This window comes from Bacillus sp. FSL H8-0492 (assembly GCF_038006145.1).
Classification (GTDB): domain Bacteria; phylum Bacillota; class Bacilli; order Bacillales; family Bacillaceae_G; genus Bacillus_A; species Bacillus_A mycoides.
In genome coordinates this window covers 3,713,069-3,729,053 of the sequence record NZ_JBBOUP010000001.1, presented here as the reverse complement: position 1 = coordinate 3,729,053, position 15,985 = coordinate 3,713,069, and the positions used below count along the sequence as shown (strand labels likewise).

Sequence of the window (15,985 nt, the reverse complement as noted above, 5' to 3'; positions counted from 1 at the left end):
ACTTATCCTCCAAAATAAGTGCTCCTTTTTATTAAAAGAAAGATTTAACATACAATCAAAATAATACAAATTACTATAAATCAAACATTCTTGGTCGTTCAAAAATAAAATGAAAACTAAAATTAGTAAATTCGGAAGACTGATAGTGTAGCTGTTGTGTCACCAGTGTTAGGGATGGAAATAGTATTTACTGTAGGTTGTACAGAGATTGTTGTACCAACTGTTAAAGTAACAATTGTGGAGAAAGAAACCGCACTACCGATAACGTTAGTTGAAAAATTACGAGTAGGTGGTTGACCATTGAATGAAATACCGAATCCAAATGGTGAAGAACCCGGGAAGGTTGTAGATGCTGAGAAACTAATATCGTATACTCCTGTTTCTAAAATAGTTAAAGTATCTGAAGTGTCATTAAAAATGAGATTATTTAGTTCGAAAACTTGATTAAATTGGATATTCGTTCCAGGTGATATAGTTTGTGGATTAGAATTTCCTATTGCTGCTATAGTTACAGGGAGTGGTGTGCCCGACGGTCCAGTAGCGCCAGTAGTACCAGCCGGACCTAATGATTAATTCGTTCATAGTTCGCTTTAGGTAAAATTGGAATAGAAATAGTGAAAGTTGTACCGTTTTGATTACTAGACATTTTTAATGTACCGTTATGATTTTGAATAATTTTCTTCGTTACTGACAAGCCCAGTCCTGTTCCTGAATCTTTTGTTGAGAAGAATGGATCAAAGATATATTCTTGAATAGCTGGAGGAACCCCAGTTCCGTTATCTGTGAAAGTAATCCGAACAAAGTTATCTAGGCGATAACTAGAGATTTGAATGGAAAGAGGTCTTTCGCCTCGAGCATCGATAGCATTTTGAAATAAATTTAAAAAAACTTGCACAAGTTCATGACGATCGATATTGACAAGTACACCATCTAATTCCGTAGAAAATTCATAGTCAATAGAAATGTTGTGTAAAAAAACTTCACTAGCAAGTAGTTGTTGAATATATTCGCGTAAAAACGTATTGATGGGAAAAGGTTCTCTAGTAAATTCACGTGTTTTTGAAATGGCTAAAAATTTTGTGATAATACTATTTGCACGATCTAGTTCAGGAATGAGTAGACTTTTAAACAATTCTTTATTGGATGGAGAAACGTTATCTTGTAGAAATTGCAAGTATCCACGTACCGTTGTAAGGGGATTTCGTACTTCATGAGCAATCCCAGCTGCGATTCGTCCTGCTAATGAAAATTTTTCTGCATCACGTTCTGTGTTTAAATAATGGAAGACACTAATAACTCTAAAAATCTCTCCGTTATAATCCCGAATAATTCGATTGTTTAAAATACCATAGTTTTTGTCTAACACTTCTTCATTATATATTTCTGTTCCTGTTCTTAATGTTTCAATCGCTTTAATTTGTTCTTCTGGCAAGTTTAGTAATTGTTGAATTGGCTTTCCAATTATATCATTTCGTACTACACCAAAATCATCTGCTGCAGCTTGATTACATAAAGTTATATTTCCTTTACTATCAACAAAGGTGACATGATGTGAAAAAGCATCAAAAATATGAACAAAGTATGTTTCAAGTTGTTCAAATAAAAATAATGAATCGCAAGTAAGTTGAAAATCAGCCTTTTTATTCTCTTTTTGTATGTTTTGAATGGAATGAGTCGTTCTCGTTTTCTTTATTTGTAAACCAATATGTGGATTTTTGTATGTGAAATGATGTGGTAATTGATTCACAAGCTCTTCATATAACCGCACTTTATTTTCTAGTTCTTCTATTCGTTTTTCATGAGATACAATATCATCGTTTGGAAGCATAAATAAATAACCCCTCAATTTAAAAATTCTTCCATTTAGTATATCATATTTTTATACGGATACTCTTAAAGAAGGGGCTACTTAATGAAATTGATTAGCTGAAATGTCCGGGAAGTGAGTAGAATGGATAGAAGGTGAAGTTAAAAAGGGAGGGATATATTTGCTTTTCATTGGAGTGACAGGGTGGGGAGATCATGATTCTTTATATATAAATCCCTATGAAAATAGAAATAAATTGCGAACTTATAGTGAACATTTTCCCATTGTGGAAGTAGATAGTTCATTTTATGCGATACAACCTACGCGGAATTATACAAAATGGGCGATGGAAACGCCGAAAGATTTTTCTTTTATAGTAAAAGCCTATCAAGGAATGACAGGACATATGAAAGGGGAAATCCCTTTTTCTACGTTCGATGAGATGTTTGATGTGTATAAACAATCCATTCTTCCTTTAATAGAAACAAATAAATTAAAAATGATTTTATTTCAATATCCACCATGGTTTGATTGTAAAGTGAAAAATGTAGATTTACTTCGATACACGAAAGAAAAAATGGAAGATTTACCATGTGCAATAGAATTTCGAAATCAAACATGGTTTTATCCAGAAATGAGAGATAAGACGTTACAGTTTTTAGAAAAAGAAAACTGGATTCATACAATTTGCGATGAGCCTCAGGCTGGAATAGGATCAGTACCGCTTGTATTAGATGCAACAAACTCGGACATGGCGTTAATACGTTTTCATGGCCGAAATGTTCATGGTTGGCTGGATAAAGGAGAAAATTGGAGAGCGGTTCGCTGTTTATATCGTTATAATAGTAAAGAATTGGCGGAATGGGTAGAACGATTAGAGCGATTGAAAAAGAAGACGAAGGATATATTTGTATTGTTTAATAATAATTCGGGTGGAGATGCAGCGGATAATGCGAAACAGCTTATGAAAATGATGAACATTACATATGGTGAGCCGAAGCCTGAGCAATTAAATTTGTTTGAATGATGATAAACAAGAAAGGCACTGTACAAACAGGGGGAATGTACAGTGCCTTTCTATATGAAAAAGAGGGGTAACAATGTTACTGAGCGTTTGGTTGATTCATCAATTGTTGGCTTCATAATAAATGATAATGGTTATCATTATCATTGTCAATGGTTTTTCGGAAAATAAGTAAAAAACTTTTTATCCCGCTATTTGCGGCAGTAAAACTCCTACCTCAAAATTCGGCTGGAGCAAAGAAGTTAGGTGGGAGCCCTGCTGCCCGTAAACGCCCGATTGGTGAAGGCTAATAATCAGTGGGGGATGAACAAAACCCCCACTGATTAAAGTTTCATTTTATATTTTAAATAGTAATAAAAAAAGAACAGCAATTACTGCTGTTCTTTTCCATTGATGATTTGTTGTAAATCAAAAGGAGTTATCGCTTGGATAAATTCCTTTGAGATAAGTGTTTGAACGAGAGTGCTTTCAGAAATTGTAGCACCTGTTTTCTTTTCATAAGATTTCTTTAATAAATCAAGTTTTTCAGCCGTTTCTTTCGGTAATTCAATTGTTAATGTGTTCATAATTTCTCCCCCTTACTATTAGAGTACCACTACAGTATAGGAGAGACAAGACAAGAAAAGAGAATATGAAACATAAAAAAGGTTACCAAATTTACAAATGGTAACCTTTTTATGTATAAGAGTTATTAAGCAATACCGATATACTTTAAAGTTTTGGATGGAGTACTGTGATCAAAGAAGTGTTGTAAAAATGCAATATCAACACCTGATTTGTATGCACAATAGCCCCAAGTTTTTCGAAGTGTATGTGAGCTAATCCCTTCTAATCCAACTTCTTTTGCAGCTTTGTTTAAAATGTACCATGCATGTTGTCTCGTAATAGACTTTGTTCCTTTTTGAGACTTTAATAATGGTTCATTACGTTTCCAAGTTTTACGTTCTTTCATGTAGTCTTCGATTGCGTGCTGTAAGTCTTCATTTACAGCAAACCATTTATGTTTCTTTACTTTTTCATTGTAAAATAAAATGGAATGGCGAACATTTTCGTCTTCATCGATTACATCACTAACTTTTAATTGTAAGATTTCACTTACTTTTAAGCCAGAATTTACAGCTAATACGAATAATAAGCCATCACGTTTCGAAGATTGTAAAAGTATATTTTTGATAGTTTCTAATTGTTTTTCATTTTGAATAGGTTGTCCTGCTTGTTTCATTTCACGCACTCTCCTCTTTTATATGTGTAAAGGAAAGGATTAACTTGTTTCTTACTATAAAGGGAGAGTGTGAATTTCATGTGAACTCCTAGTGAAATTAAGACAAATTATTTGACTTCTTTTACTTTTTGTAAATTAAAATAAAATACAACGCTATTAGTGGTATTATACACGCCGTATTCAGCGTGATGGAGATCTAAAATGTTTTTCACAATGGATAACCCAAGGCCAGTACCTCCAGTATGACGGCTACGAGAAGCATCTAAACGGTAGAAGCGATCCCAAATTTTTTCAAGGCTTTCTTCTGGAATAGGATTACCTGTGTTTTCAATTTTGATTTTCACTGTATCTTCCGTTTCTATAATAGAGACGTGTATTTTTTCACCATCTGGAGTATATCGAATTGCATTGCTAAGTAAGTTTACAACGACTTGCTCAATACGGCTACGATTTGCTTTAACAAATAGAGAAGAGTCAGCATGGATGTCCACTTGTAAATGTTTTTCCTCCATGCTAAATAATAATTTTGTATAGACTTGTTGAATTAATTCACCGATCGAGAATGTCGACATTTCTAGTTTGTACGTACCTGATTCTAGTTTTGCTAATTCTAACATTTCAACAATGAGCCTGTTCATATTATCTGTCTCTTCCAAAATAACATTTGTATAATATGTCGTATCTTTACTTACGCCATCTTGAATACCTTCAGCGAAGCTACGAATAACACTAAGTGGTGTTTTTAATTCATGAGATACACCAGAAATGAATTCTTTTCTCGTTTTTTCCAATTGACGTTCGCGTTCAATATCTTGTTGTAATTTTGTATTAGCAACATTTAATCGGTCGATTCGATCTTTTAAATTTACAGAGAGTGTATTAATACCACTTGATAACCCGCCAATTTCATCGTCTGCTGTAACAGGTAACTTCTCGCTAAAATCAAAGTTGGCCATTTTTTTTGTAACACGATTTATCTTAATTAATGGTTTAACAATGATTTTTGAGTAGTAGAAGGATAACAAAATAATAACGAGAAACACGATAATTAAGGCATAGACATAATAATCTTTTAAAACGAGCATTGCTTCATTCACAGGTTGTAAAGATGCTATCACAAAAGCGTACTCCTTAGTTTTTCCGTTTTCCATAATAGGCTTTACAAAGACACTGTTTTTTATATTTTCCCCACTATCTAAAATATACGTGTTTAATTGATTTGAATTAGAAGTACCTTGTCTAATAGTGCTTGCAAAATATTCAACAGCTTGTAATGTTTCAAAATCATTTGCAAGGCGAACCTCAGATTTGGAAGGGATATGTAATTTAGATATCACACCGGTAAAACTGATCTGAGACGTAGTTTTATATCGATTTGTGAGTCTATTTTTAGAGGGGTTACCACTAATTGTTTGAAAATCCGAATTGACATTTTCATTTCGCCATCGATTATAATTAGTCGTCAGTTCTAGTGGCGTTATTATATTATCTTGTAAAAATCCCTCTACGTGAATCATGCCCTCTTTTTTTAAGCCTAAATTTTCGAATTTATTATATTCTTCGGGTGTTAAAAGATTATTAAGTGGGATGGAATAGGTTTTATTGTTATTAGGGTTAATTACCTCAATGTAGTAATTGTTTTCACTTTTAATAATGCCGTTAGAATCTAAAAATTGCATTTCAGCATTCGTTTTATCGTGAAATTCTTGTTTTAGCTTTCTGATTTCCTCAAAACTTTTGTCGCTTTTTTCATAATTATCTACGAATTTTTCAAAAGCCGTTTGAACGGTTTTTACTTTTTTATTAATATAAAACTTCTCTAAAAATAGAGATTGTCCAAGGAAAAAAAGGAGAAATATGATTGTAAATAAAGTTGATGTTAATAAAAATAGTTTAAAGACGATGCTTCTGTTCTTCACTGTTTCACCTCGTATGAAAAATACTGTAATATAAATGATTTCTTAATTATAACAAAGGTTACAAAAAAGTAGAGGGGATAAATCTGTCTCTCTCTAAAGTAGTTTTTTATAGAAAGTCACATAAAGAGACGGTACAGTGACTATAGAAGTATTTTAGCATAAAAAAGAACTCGCCAGACGTATGACGAGTTCTTTAGTGTACTATTGCTGAATTGCTGCATCTAAAGCGATTTCAATCATTTCGTTAAATGTAGTTTGACGCTCTTCAGATGTTGTTTCTTCACCAGTGAAGATATGGTCGCTTACTGTTAATACAGATAATGCATTTACACCATATTTAGCTGCTAATGTGTAAAGAGCAGTCGTCTCCATCTCTACTGCTAATACACCGTAATCTCCAAGTTTTTTAACCATGTCCATGCTCTCACGATAAAATACATCTGCTGTTAATACGTTACCAACACGAACGTGTAATCCTTTTTCTGTTCCAGCATCGTAAGCTTTCTTTAAAAGATCAAAGTTTGCAGCAGGAGCAAAATCAAAACCCGGGAATGTTAAGCGATTCATATTAGAATCTGTACAAGCTGTCATCGCAATAATAACGTCACGTACCTTAACATCTTTTTGAATTGCACCACATGTCCCAACACGAATTAAATTTTTCACTCCGTAGCTTTGAATTAATTCGTTTACATAAATAGAAATAGAAGGAACACCCATGCCTGTACCTTGAACAGATACACGCTTTCCTTTGTAAGTTCCAGTAAAACCTAACATGCCACGCACGTTATTATAACAAGTAACATCCTCTAAAAATGTTTCAGCAATATATTTTGCACGTAATGGATCACCAGGTAATAGAATAGATTCAGCAATTTCGCCTTGTTTTGCTTCAATATGTACACTCATGAAAAATCCTCCTTATAATGTATTGATAGAAATCAATATCATTTGCATTATACACTACGACTCCTTTCAATTAAAATCTTTTTTATTTGTAATATGTGCAAAAGAGGAGGATTTCATAAATCATAATCTAGAATATATATTTAAGATGTTTTGCATGGATAAAGACAATAAAAATGGTAGGTGATATTTTGAAAAATCTTGTCATTGGGCTTATTGCACTAGTACTTATTGTGGCAGGAGGATTTTACATAAAAAAATATCAAGAAACTGTAGAAACGACCGGAGATGTTCAAGAAGTGAAATGGGATGTGAAAAATAAAAAGGGAAATGAAAAAGCCGATATTTCGTTTCAATTGCTAAATAAAATGAATAATGAAGTTCGTGGTGTGAATGATCAAATTCGAGCAGTGATAGTGGATGGGAATTTGAAAAACATACAACAAACGAAGCCTATATTTGCTGGAAATGGATCGTATAAGCTATCTTCAGATGTAGCAAAAGGTGAAGGGTACACGATATTTTTGTATGAAAATGAAAACAAGTCCGTGGAATCATTTGCTAAGAAAGATTTTGGTGAAGAAAAAAAGGAGACAAACAAGGACAAGAATAAAAAGAAACTACCTGTCGATACTGTACTTACAAAAAATATAGGAGAGCATCAAGTGTCTCTTTTATTTGGTGCATTACATCCGAATGAGGCAACGACATTAACATTTCAGTTTCAAGCGAAAAAGGGAGAAAAGCTGAAATTAAATTCAGGGAGAGGCGAAGTCAACGCGCTATATATCGTTGATGAAACGAGGGGACATTTTTTATATGCCATTCCTGTTGATACGGATGAGCAATTACAATATCGTATTACATTTCCAGAAGAAGGAACATATAAAATATGGGGGGATTTCTATATAAATGGTAAGAAGTATGAAAAGGAGTTTAGTATACAAGTGCAAAAACGAAAAAACAGCTAAGTACTTAGCTGTTTTTTCGTTTTCCTATTAATTTTGTTACAGCGAGCATTGTAATTGGTAAAGAATGATTCTTTCGAAATGCTAAATACTTTCCACTCCATGCAGGTTTGTATTTTTCTTTAAAATGTCGTAAACCGCTGAAGCTATATGTGTAACGAACGTTATTAAATATTGCAGCAGCAACTCGTTCAGACCAGAACGATTGCGTTGATAAACCGACATTTGAGAGTGGTGCCATACCAATATTAAAGGAATGGTATTCATTTTCTTTTGCCCAGTGGAATAAGTGGATAAAAATTGCATCCATAATTCCGCTAGGGGCATCTGGATAATAACGCATTAAATCAACAGATAATATGCCACTTTGATATACTGGCATAAAGGTTGTGAATGCAATGATTTTTCCTTCTGCATCAGATAATGTAGCGATAGGGGCACGACTAATATACTCGCGATCGAAGTACCCAAGTGAAAATCCTTTCTCTTTTTTTCCGCCGAGCCAAGCATCAGAAACTTTCTTTAATTCCTCGTATAATTCGTCTGAGAATGGTGGCTCATGAATAGAGAATGTATAACCTTCTCGTTCAAAACGGTTGAAAGTGGCTCGCATACCAGCACGTTTCTTTCCTGTTATTGTAAACGTATTTAAATCAACGACAGCCTCTTCACCAAGTTTAAAGAAGTTGTAGCCAAAATCGTGGTATAAGCTCATCCATTTGCTTTCAATTTGATAGAATACGCAAATATACCCAAATCGATCAGCTTCAGTCAAAAATTCTTGCAATACAGTGCGGTAGGAGGATGGATCACCAATTGGATCACCTAGTACAACAAGACGTTTTCCAGTAATTGAAAAGAGAAGAAGTGCTTTTCCGTCACTACTGAAGAAGAACTGTTTATCCCCTAAAAAACCTAAATGACTAAGTACATTCCCGCCATGTTCATCTAAGAAGTTTTCTAACCTTTTATCATTAGCTGGTTGCCCGGGAAATTCACTACGGTAACGATTGGCAATTAGTGAGCCGATAAGTAAAAAAGTAGGAACGAAAAAGGCTGCTGCTAATGCACTTCGTTTAACTTGTGTAATATTTCGAACGACAAAATCAGGTTGGAACGCTTCTTTTGCACCCGCAAATAAAATACCTAAGTTTTTATATAAATATAACGTAAGTAATAAGAAGATAAATACTTTTACGATATCAGAAAGTGAGACTTCCATTTTCTCGCGTATAAATCTTTTACGAAGCATATACAACACAGCAAGTACGATTAATAAAATAAAGGTTTCTTCAATGTCAATTCCTTTTAGGGTATTAAAGATTGCTGCTCCAATTAAAGAAACAATCGTCATATAGTAAGAACGCTTTGTTCCATAATATATGCCTCGCGAAAGAATCAGGAGGAGAATACCGAATGTTAATGATAAGCTAAAAGAAAATTGAATAAGGTGCTTTGGAGCTAAAATATGTAAGGCGTGAGCTCGATTTATACTAGTCGGTAAAATTGTTGATAGAATAACCATTAAGCCAGCGAATACTGTTAAAGCGGCGGATGCCCATGAACCTAATTTCCCTAAAAAATCACGTTGTAAAGTCCAAATTACACCAGTTGTTTCTAACGCAGGTGCAATAAATGGTTTATCTTCAATTTTTTTTATGGCAGCTCCTGTCATTTCAAAGGCTGCAAAAATGAGACCTAGGCAGAATGGTAAGATGTAATAGACAAGGCGGTATAATAACATAGCAGGTAGTAATACGCCTGTATCAACGCCGTATTGTCCTAGTCCAGTTAAGAAAACAAGGTCAAATGAACCAAGGCCACCAGGAACAAGACTTACGACACCAGCTAAAGCAGCAATTACGTAAACACCTAAAAACTTTTGAAATTCGATATCAATTCCAAACAATATTAAAATGACGTACATAACGATACCGGCAGATACCCACTCGACTAATGAAACTAATGAATATAAAACAGTTGGATTTTTCTCTTCTTCTTCTTCCTCTTGTCCGTCTAGCTGTTTTGTTTTTCTATTTTTAATTTTAGAAAACCCAATATATATAGGAACGAAAAGAGCAAAGAAGATAAGAACAGGCCATAACCACGGTTTTTCGTGCAGAATAAAACTAGTGTCTAATATTCCAATAAGGCCGAGGAATGACAGAATGGCTAATCCGTTAATAAAAGCGGTTGTCATCCAAGCAATACTTTTAATAAGTTTTCCATTATCTTTTATATGCGGACGATATAGCATTGTACGTACACCGGCACCAACAAGACCACCAAAACCGATAAATCCATTTAAAGTGTTGGCAATCCATGAGATGCGGAAGATCTTTTGTACAGGTATATCTGCTTTTAAGTAACGAAGCATAACAAAGTCATAAAAGAACATTGTTGAAACGGCAAATGCACCGAGTGTAATCGCTAAAAATACCCCACCAGTTGGAATGTTTTTAATTGTTTCAATTGCTTCTAAAAAAGAAATGCCTGCTAATTCTTTTTTAGCTTGAAAGAAAACAATTGTTAAGACAACAAATGGGAAGATTATTTTCCCGATTTGTAAGAAACGTTTCCATGAAAACGACATAAATACAACTCTCCTTGTGTAAGAAAACTGAGACAATAATATTATTATGACAAACTTCAAGAAAAATAAAAAGGTAAATTCCTGTATAGGGAAGCTATTTTTTATATAGGTTATATTTAAAAGAATATTTCGTTTATTAGAAAATTGAGTTAAGATAAGGTGAAAGAAGGAAGAGAGGGGAATTAGATGATTATAATAGGTTATGCAGGATATGAGTTAGAAAAAGAAAAACCGAATACATCAGAAGATTTTTTTAATAGATCTGAAGTAACATATATATTAAATAATCAAGAGAAAACCTTTTCTGTCTTATATGTTCGATATTTTGAAGAAATTTTACAAGAAATTATCCCTTTTGAAGGAAATCCAGTTTATAAAGTAGAAGAACAAGACGTATATTTACGAGATATTGTAGCGATCGCTTGTTTAGTGAAAGATAAAGAGCTACGCGCGCAGAAGCGCTTGTATCTCAATGAAGTAACAGACTTTCAACGATACTTTGATGAGGGAACAGTGGTGAAAGTACAAGAAATATTAGCTGAATTACATAAAAATAAAAGAGTAGAAATAGCGTAAAACGGCAAAGGAGAGAGAAGCCATGTCTAATTTGATGGTTGAAAATCAAACAGAACAAGTTTCTATATTTTTAGAAGATGTAATTTCCTTGATAACTAATTATGTAAATTATCATACGTTACCTTCTTTATTGGAGGAGACACCAACAGGAAACGAGCAATACTATAAAGGGATATTAGCATCAATAAGAAGACTTCTTGTTTTTTGTGAAGAAGGACTTGATGCATGTTTTGTTTTGTTGAATAGCCAACCATTTCGAAAGACCGCAGCTGAAACAGTTTTATATAAGATTTACCATCAAGTAATTGCAGAGTTTTTTTCGCCAAAGAATGATCATTGGTATGAAAATAGTCGTTCTGCTTATACAGGGAAAAATTCTATTGTTTTTCAGCAAATCCCCCCTGGATCTATAGAACGAATGATGAAGGATTTAGAAGGGAAATTTCAATTGATGCGTGAAGAACTAGAATATTATGAGACAGATTACCAAACAAAAATGTTGCACAAATATTAATTAAGGAAAAGAAGCTAAGGATACTTAGCTTCTTTTCCTTTTGTCCAGTTATATAAGGGATTTTAATTGAATATAGTTAAAGTGGATAGCATCAAGGAGGTGTGACATGAGTCAGCAAGGTGTATTTACAGATTACTTTCATGAAGTAGAAAGCTGGTGTGAAAGTGTTCTTCAAGTATTAGATAGCCGTGCAATGGAAGTGTATGATGTCCATATGCTTGCTTATAAAATTCAAACGTTATTAGAGCGTATGAAAGAGCATGAATACGACACAGATGCCGAGTTTATGTATGAAATAAGTGATGATGTAGAACATATTCAACACCATTTACAGGAAGTATTTATGCAAGAAGGAGAGGAATATGAACTATGTGAAAGAGGGGATAGCGAACGAGCTGTTCCGATTGGGGGGCATACCCTTCCGCCATTACCTTATCCATATAATGCGCTAGAACCGTACATTTCACGAGAAATTATGATGTTACACCATGATAAACACCATCGTAGTTACGTGGAAGGATTAAATAAAGCAGAGAAGATGATGGAAGAAGCGAGAAAAACAAATCAATTTGATTTAATTAAGCATTGGGAAAGAGAAGCGGCTTTTCATGGATCAGGTCATTACTTACACACGATATTTTGGAATAACATGAAAAAAGATGGTGGTGGAAGTCCGAGAGGGGCTTTTTCACAACAAATTGAGCAAGATTTCGGAAGTTTTTTACGTTTTCAAAAGCATTTCACGGAAGCAGCTTCTAAAGTGGAAGGTTCAGGATGGGCAATTCTTGTATGGGTACCCCGTTCAGGAAGGTTAGAAATTTTGCAAAGCACGCTTCATCAATTGTTTACACAGTGGGATACGATACCACTCCTTGTACTGGATGTATGGGAACATGCGTATTATTTACAATATCAAAATCGAAAAGATGAATATATTAAAAATTGGTGGAATGTTGTAAATTGGCCAGATGTAGAAAAGAGATTTGAAAGTGCGAAGCAAATTGAATGGACACCGTATTAGACGCATATCTCATGCGTCTTTTTTAGTGGAGGTGGAAGGAAGATTTCGTTCATATTTTAAAAGGCCAAGCATACACTTGTACAAAAAGTGCCAAAAGGACGTGGGGGGGAAATATGAGACGAATTTGTATAATAATTACGCTAATTATAATGTACGCAAGCGTTATGCCAATTCCTGCATATGCAAAAATGAACGGTGGTGTCAGTGCTCGTAACGCAGTCTTAATGGAACAACAATCCGGTCGTGTGCTATATGGGAAATTAGAACATGAGCCACAAAAAATTGCTAGTATAACAAAAATTATGACAGCATTGTTAGCTGCTGAATCAGGAAAAATGAAAGAATTAGTATCGGTTAGTAATGAAGCGGTACGAGTAGAAGGATCGGCAATTTATTTAAAACCTGGACAAAAAGTTAAGTTAGAAGATTTAGTTTACGGATTAATGCTTAGATCTGGTAATGATGCAGCACAAGTAATTGCTGAAAATGTGGGAGGGAGTATAGAAGGATTTGTATATTTAATGAATGAAAAGGCGAAAGAAATTGGAATGAAAGATACGCATTTCTCAAACCCGCATGGCTTGGATGGGGATGGATCGCATTATTCGTCGGCTTATGACATGGCATTATTAACGAAATATGCAATGGGGAACGAGACCTTTAAGAAAATTTTTGGAACAAAAACGTATAAATCAGATTCTTGGGATTATCCTTGGAAAAATAAACATAAGCTTGTGACATCTTATTATGAATTTGCAACAGGGGGAAAGACAGGTTTTACGAAGAAAGCAGGACGGACGCTTGTCACAACAGCTTCAAAAGATGGACTAGATTTAATTGTCGTAACTTTGAGTGCTTCTAGTGACTGGGATGATCATATGAATTTGTTTGATAAAGGCTTTGAACGCTATAAGCAAGCGAAAGTTTTAGGACAAGGCGCACTCGCTGAAATAAATGAAAAGAAATATGCCAATCATGTTTATACGAAAAATAGTTTTTCTGTACCTTTAACTGAAGAGGAAAGAAAGAGCGTTTTATTGAAAGTTGAGCTCGATAAAAGTGCAAAACTTACGGATGGAGTAAAGATTGGGAAGACAGAAATTTATGTAGGGAACGAGAAAGTTGGAGAACGAAATTTGTTTTACAGTAAACGAAAGTTAGTAGCTAAAACAGGAATGTATTGGAATAACGTAAAAGAAATCTTCTCTTACATGATAGGTGTTGGGATAGATGGTTAATCTCGTATGGGCAGCGATGGCAGTTATAGGGATTGTGTATGCCATGATAAATGGAACGATGGAAGAAGTGACCAAAGCAGTGTTTGAAGGGTCAAAAGATGCTGTAACGATTTGTATTGGACTTATTAGTGTTTTAGTATTTTGGCTCGGTTTAATGAAAATTGCTGAGGAAGCTGGATTGTTAAAGAAGTTAGTATCACTTTTTATGCCGATAGTAAAAAGATTATTTCCAGAAATACCGAAGGATCACCCGTCAATGGGATTCATTTTATCAAATATGATGGCGAACTTTTTTGGGTTAGGTAATGCAGCAACACCTTTAGGTATTAAAGCAATGGAACAACTGAAAGAGTTAAATGGTGGAAAGGATTCAGCAAGTCGTTCTATGGTGACGTTTCTAGCATTAAATACTTCAGCGATTACATTAATTCCGACTACTGTCATTTCGATTCGAATGACTTATGAATCAGCAAACCCTACTGAAATCGTTGGCGTAACATTTATAGCACAAGTGTTATCGATGATTGGCGCGATTTGGATTGACCGCTATTTTTACCGGAGAAGGAGTAGAAAGGGGCGGAAAAAATGAGTATTGTAAATACAATTTCATTATGGGTAATTCCTTGTGTAATTGGTTTTATCCTTTTGTATGGCACGATAAAGAAAGTTCCAACGTATGAATCGTTCGTTGAGGGCGGAAAAGAAGGGATTCAAATTGCGGTTTCCATTTTGCCGTTTATGGTTGGAATGCTTGTATCTATTTCTATTTTCCGGGCATCAGGTGCTTTAGATGCGATGATATCGGTAATGAAGCCGATGTTAGACTTTATTCATGTACCAGCCGAAATCGTTCCACTTGCACTTATACGTCCGATTTCGGGATCTGCTGGTTTAAGTATTACGACCGACTTAATCGCTACATATGGGCCAGACTCGTTTATTGGTAGGTTAGCTTCAACGATGCAAGGTAGCACAGATACGACTTTTTATATATTAACAGTATACTTTGGGGCTGTCGGTATTAGAAAAATGGGAGATGCATTAAAGGTAGGACTTTTTGCAGATTTAATCGGAATTATTTGTTCAATTGTGTTTGTTTCCCTATTGTTTCGGTAATGCTATTCATTTTTTGCGCTATTTAGCTTATAATACGTATACGACCACTATTAACGTGTAGTTTAATAGTGGTTTTTTTATGCGGTGTTTTTGACAAAATGATGAACTTTTATCGTGGACAACATGAAAAAGTGTAAACAATAATAAAGGGTGAAAACGTGATATGCCTTTAGACGTTTATCATCATGGCTATGTTGTTAAAGATAGGCGAAGTAAATGGCATAAAGCTTAGGCGGTTGCCAAGTCTTTCTAATGTAAGGTAAGATAAATTTGAGGTGAAAAAAAGAAATGGAACGATTACAAAAAGTGATTGCGCAAGCAGGTATTGCATCGAGAAGAAAGGCTGAGGAATTAATTCAGCAAGGTAAAGTGAAAGTTAATGGGAAAATAGTGAAGGAGTTAGGAACAAAAGTAACTCCTCAAGATAAAGTGGAAGTAAATAACATCCCTCTTGAAAAAGAAGAACCTGTTTATTTTTTACTATATAAACCAACTGGTGTAATTTCAAGTGTATCAGATGATAAAGGAAGAAATGTTGTAACAGACTTTTTCCCTGAAATTAGACAACGTTTATTCCCGATCGGACGCTTAGATTATGATACGTCTGGCGTATTATTGATGACAAATGATGGTGAATTTGCAAATGTATTAATGCATCCGAGATATAAAGTTGAAAAAACGTATGTTGCGAAAATTAAAGGGCCATTAACAGGTGAGAAAATTCGCATGTTAGAACGAGGTGTTGCATTAGAAGATGGGAAAACAGCACCAGCACAAGCGAAAATTATTTCTTGGGACAAGCGTAAAGAGATGGCAATTGTACAATTAACGATTCATGAAGGACGTAACCGTCAAGTACGCCGCATGTTTGAAGCGTTAGATTGTAAAGTAATGAAATTAAAACGTGAACGGTATGCCTTTTTAGAAGTGGGTAGTTTGCGTCCTGGCGATGCAAGAGAATTGACACCACATGAGGTGAAACAATTACGTGCATTGGCTTCTACAAAGCCTCGCTAATCTATATTGTGAAACTTTCACCAGTGGAATGCTCCGCTGGTGATTTATTAAAAAATACATATAT

16 protein-coding genes and 1 pseudogene are annotated in these 15,985 nt (G+C 34.6%); 10 read left to right on the top strand and 7 right to left on the bottom strand.

What is annotated here, in order from left to right:
• Positions 1-122: 122 nt before the first annotated feature.
• Positions 123-563 (bottom strand): annotated as a pseudogene (locus tag MHH66_RS19105) (Gly-Xaa-Xaa repeat protein); the annotation flags it as partial.
• Complete coding sequence (locus MHH66_RS19100) at positions 563-1,828, bottom strand: ATP-binding protein (protein ID WP_002126365.1); 1,266 nt, start codon at positions 1,826-1,828, stop codon at positions 563-565. The pseudogene MHH66_RS19105 and the gene MHH66_RS19100, both read right to left, overlap by 1 nt.
• Positions 1,829-1,988: 160 nt before the next feature.
• On the opposite strand from MHH66_RS19100, the gene MHH66_RS19095 reads away from it, so the two are divergent.
• Positions 1,989-2,834 (top strand): DUF72 domain-containing protein, encoded by an 846-nt coding sequence (locus MHH66_RS19095; RefSeq protein ID WP_061688842.1) that lies wholly within the window; start codon positions 1,989-1,991, stop codon positions 2,832-2,834.
• 149 nt (positions 2,835-2,983) lie between these two features.
• Positions 2,984-3,121, top strand: a complete 138-nt coding sequence (locus MHH66_RS19090) for a hypothetical protein (protein WP_003188136.1) — start codon at positions 2,984-2,986, stop codon at positions 3,119-3,121.
• 81 nt (positions 3,122-3,202) lie between these two features.
• Here the strand turns inward: MHH66_RS19090 and MHH66_RS19085 are convergent, their stop codons facing one another.
• The 4 genes from MHH66_RS19085 to deoD form a co-directional block, all read right to left on the bottom strand.
• On the bottom strand, positions 3,203-3,397 hold the full coding sequence (locus MHH66_RS19085) for a DUF3924 family protein (protein ID WP_002011737.1): 195 nt from the start codon (positions 3,395-3,397) through the stop codon (positions 3,203-3,205).
• 125 nt (positions 3,398-3,522) lie between these two features.
• Positions 3,523-4,053: a tyrosine-type recombinase/integrase gene (locus tag MHH66_RS19080; protein ID WP_000806230.1), complete on the bottom strand. Its 531-nt coding sequence runs from the start codon at positions 4,051-4,053 to the stop codon at positions 3,523-3,525.
• Positions 4,054-4,160: 107 nt separating this feature from the next.
• The gene (locus tag MHH66_RS19075; protein ID WP_002141011.1) at positions 4,161-5,972 is read right to left on the bottom strand and encodes a sensor histidine kinase; all 1,812 of its coding nucleotides are present in this window, start codon (positions 5,970-5,972) and stop codon (positions 4,161-4,163) included.
• A 201-nt stretch (positions 5,973-6,173) separates the two neighbouring features.
• Positions 6,174-6,881, bottom strand: a complete 708-nt coding sequence (gene deoD, locus MHH66_RS19070) for a purine-nucleoside phosphorylase (RefSeq protein ID WP_000110707.1) — start codon at positions 6,879-6,881, stop codon at positions 6,174-6,176.
• A 173-nt stretch (positions 6,882-7,054) separates the two neighbouring features.
• On the opposite strand from deoD, the gene MHH66_RS19065 reads away from it, so the two are divergent.
• A complete protein-coding gene (locus MHH66_RS19065; protein ID WP_044438004.1) occupies positions 7,055-7,849 on the top strand; it encodes a hypothetical protein in 795 nt (264 codons plus the stop codon).
• Between the two features lie 4 nt (positions 7,850-7,853).
• On the opposite strand, the gene mprF is transcribed toward MHH66_RS19065, so the two are convergent.
• Positions 7,854-10,439 (bottom strand): bifunctional lysylphosphatidylglycerol flippase/synthetase MprF, encoded by a 2,586-nt coding sequence (gene mprF / locus MHH66_RS19060; protein ID WP_078184181.1) that lies wholly within the window; start codon positions 10,437-10,439, stop codon positions 7,854-7,856.
• Positions 10,440-10,625: 186 nt separating this feature from the next.
• Here mprF and MHH66_RS19055 point away from each other — a divergent pair, with 186 nt between their 5' ends.
• From MHH66_RS19055 to rluB, 7 genes are all read left to right on the top strand, one after another.
• Positions 10,626-11,015, top strand: a complete 390-nt coding sequence (locus MHH66_RS19055) for a hypothetical protein (RefSeq protein WP_078184182.1) — start codon at positions 10,626-10,628, stop codon at positions 11,013-11,015.
• A 22-nt stretch (positions 11,016-11,037) separates the two neighbouring features.
• Positions 11,038-11,529 (top strand): YpuI family protein, encoded by a 492-nt coding sequence (locus tag MHH66_RS19050; RefSeq protein ID WP_002086668.1) that lies wholly within the window; start codon positions 11,038-11,040, stop codon positions 11,527-11,529.
• Positions 11,530-11,635: 106 nt separating this feature from the next.
• Entirely contained in the window at positions 11,636-12,550 is a 915-nt protein-coding gene (locus MHH66_RS19045) for a superoxide dismutase (RefSeq protein WP_002030730.1), read from the top strand.
• A 113-nt stretch (positions 12,551-12,663) separates the two neighbouring features.
• Positions 12,664-13,788: a D-alanyl-D-alanine carboxypeptidase family protein gene (locus tag MHH66_RS19040; RefSeq protein ID WP_078184183.1), complete on the top strand. Its 1,125-nt coding sequence runs from the start codon at positions 12,664-12,666 to the stop codon at positions 13,786-13,788.
• The gene (spmA, locus tag MHH66_RS19035) at positions 13,781-14,377 is read left to right on the top strand and encodes a spore maturation protein SpmA (RefSeq protein ID WP_002086662.1); all 597 of its coding nucleotides are present in this window, start codon (positions 13,781-13,783) and stop codon (positions 14,375-14,377) included. The genes MHH66_RS19040 and spmA overlap by 8 nt, the downstream gene beginning before the upstream one ends.
• Positions 14,374-14,904: a spore maturation protein SpmB gene (spmB, locus tag MHH66_RS19030; RefSeq protein ID WP_002086660.1), complete on the top strand. Its 531-nt coding sequence runs from the start codon at positions 14,374-14,376 to the stop codon at positions 14,902-14,904. Before spmA ends, spmB begins: the two co-directional genes overlap by 4 nt.
• A gap of 288 nt (positions 14,905-15,192) precedes the next feature.
• On the top strand, positions 15,193-15,921 hold the full coding sequence (gene rluB / locus MHH66_RS19025; RefSeq protein WP_002030733.1) for a 23S rRNA pseudouridine(2605) synthase RluB: 729 nt from the start codon (positions 15,193-15,195) through the stop codon (positions 15,919-15,921).
• Positions 15,922-15,985 lie beyond the last annotated feature (64 nt).

What these genes read in the sequence shown, in the direction of transcription:
- MHH66_RS19100 (WP_002126365.1), bottom strand. Translation starts at nt 1,828, where the DNA reads ATGCTTCCAAACGATGATATTGTATCTCATGAAAAACGAATAGAAGAA.
- MHH66_RS19090 (WP_003188136.1), top strand. Translation starts at nt 2,984, where the DNA reads ATGGTTTTTCGGAAAATAAGTAAAAAACTTTTTATCCCGCTATTTGCG.
- MHH66_RS19085 (WP_002011737.1), bottom strand. Translation starts at nt 3,397, where the DNA reads ATGAACACATTAACAATTGAATTACCGAAAGAAACGGCTGAAAAACTT.
- MHH66_RS19080 (WP_000806230.1), bottom strand. Translation starts at nt 4,053, where the DNA reads ATGAAACAAGCAGGACAACCTATTCAAAATGAAAAACAATTAGAAACT.
- deoD (WP_000110707.1), bottom strand. Translation starts at nt 6,881, where the DNA reads ATGAGTGTACATATTGAAGCAAAACAAGGCGAAATTGCTGAATCTATT.
- MHH66_RS19065 (WP_044438004.1), top strand. Translation starts at nt 7,055, where the DNA reads ATGGTAGGTGATATTTTGAAAAATCTTGTCATTGGGCTTATTGCACTA.
- mprF (WP_078184181.1), bottom strand. Translation starts at nt 10,439, where the DNA reads ATGTCGTTTTCATGGAAACGTTTCTTACAAATCGGGAAAATAATCTTC.
- MHH66_RS19055 (WP_078184182.1), top strand. Translation starts at nt 10,626, where the DNA reads ATGATTATAATAGGTTATGCAGGATATGAGTTAGAAAAAGAAAAACCG.
- MHH66_RS19050 (WP_002086668.1), top strand. Translation starts at nt 11,038, where the DNA reads ATGTCTAATTTGATGGTTGAAAATCAAACAGAACAAGTTTCTATATTT.
- MHH66_RS19045 (WP_002030730.1), top strand. Translation starts at nt 11,636, where the DNA reads ATGAGTCAGCAAGGTGTATTTACAGATTACTTTCATGAAGTAGAAAGC.
- MHH66_RS19040 (WP_078184183.1), top strand. Translation starts at nt 12,664, where the DNA reads ATGAGACGAATTTGTATAATAATTACGCTAATTATAATGTACGCAAGC.
- spmA (WP_002086662.1), top strand. Translation starts at nt 13,781, where the DNA reads ATGGTTAATCTCGTATGGGCAGCGATGGCAGTTATAGGGATTGTGTAT.
- spmB (WP_002086660.1), top strand. Translation starts at nt 14,374, where the DNA reads ATGAGTATTGTAAATACAATTTCATTATGGGTAATTCCTTGTGTAATT.
- rluB (WP_002030733.1), top strand. Translation starts at nt 15,193, where the DNA reads ATGGAACGATTACAAAAAGTGATTGCGCAAGCAGGTATTGCATCGAGA.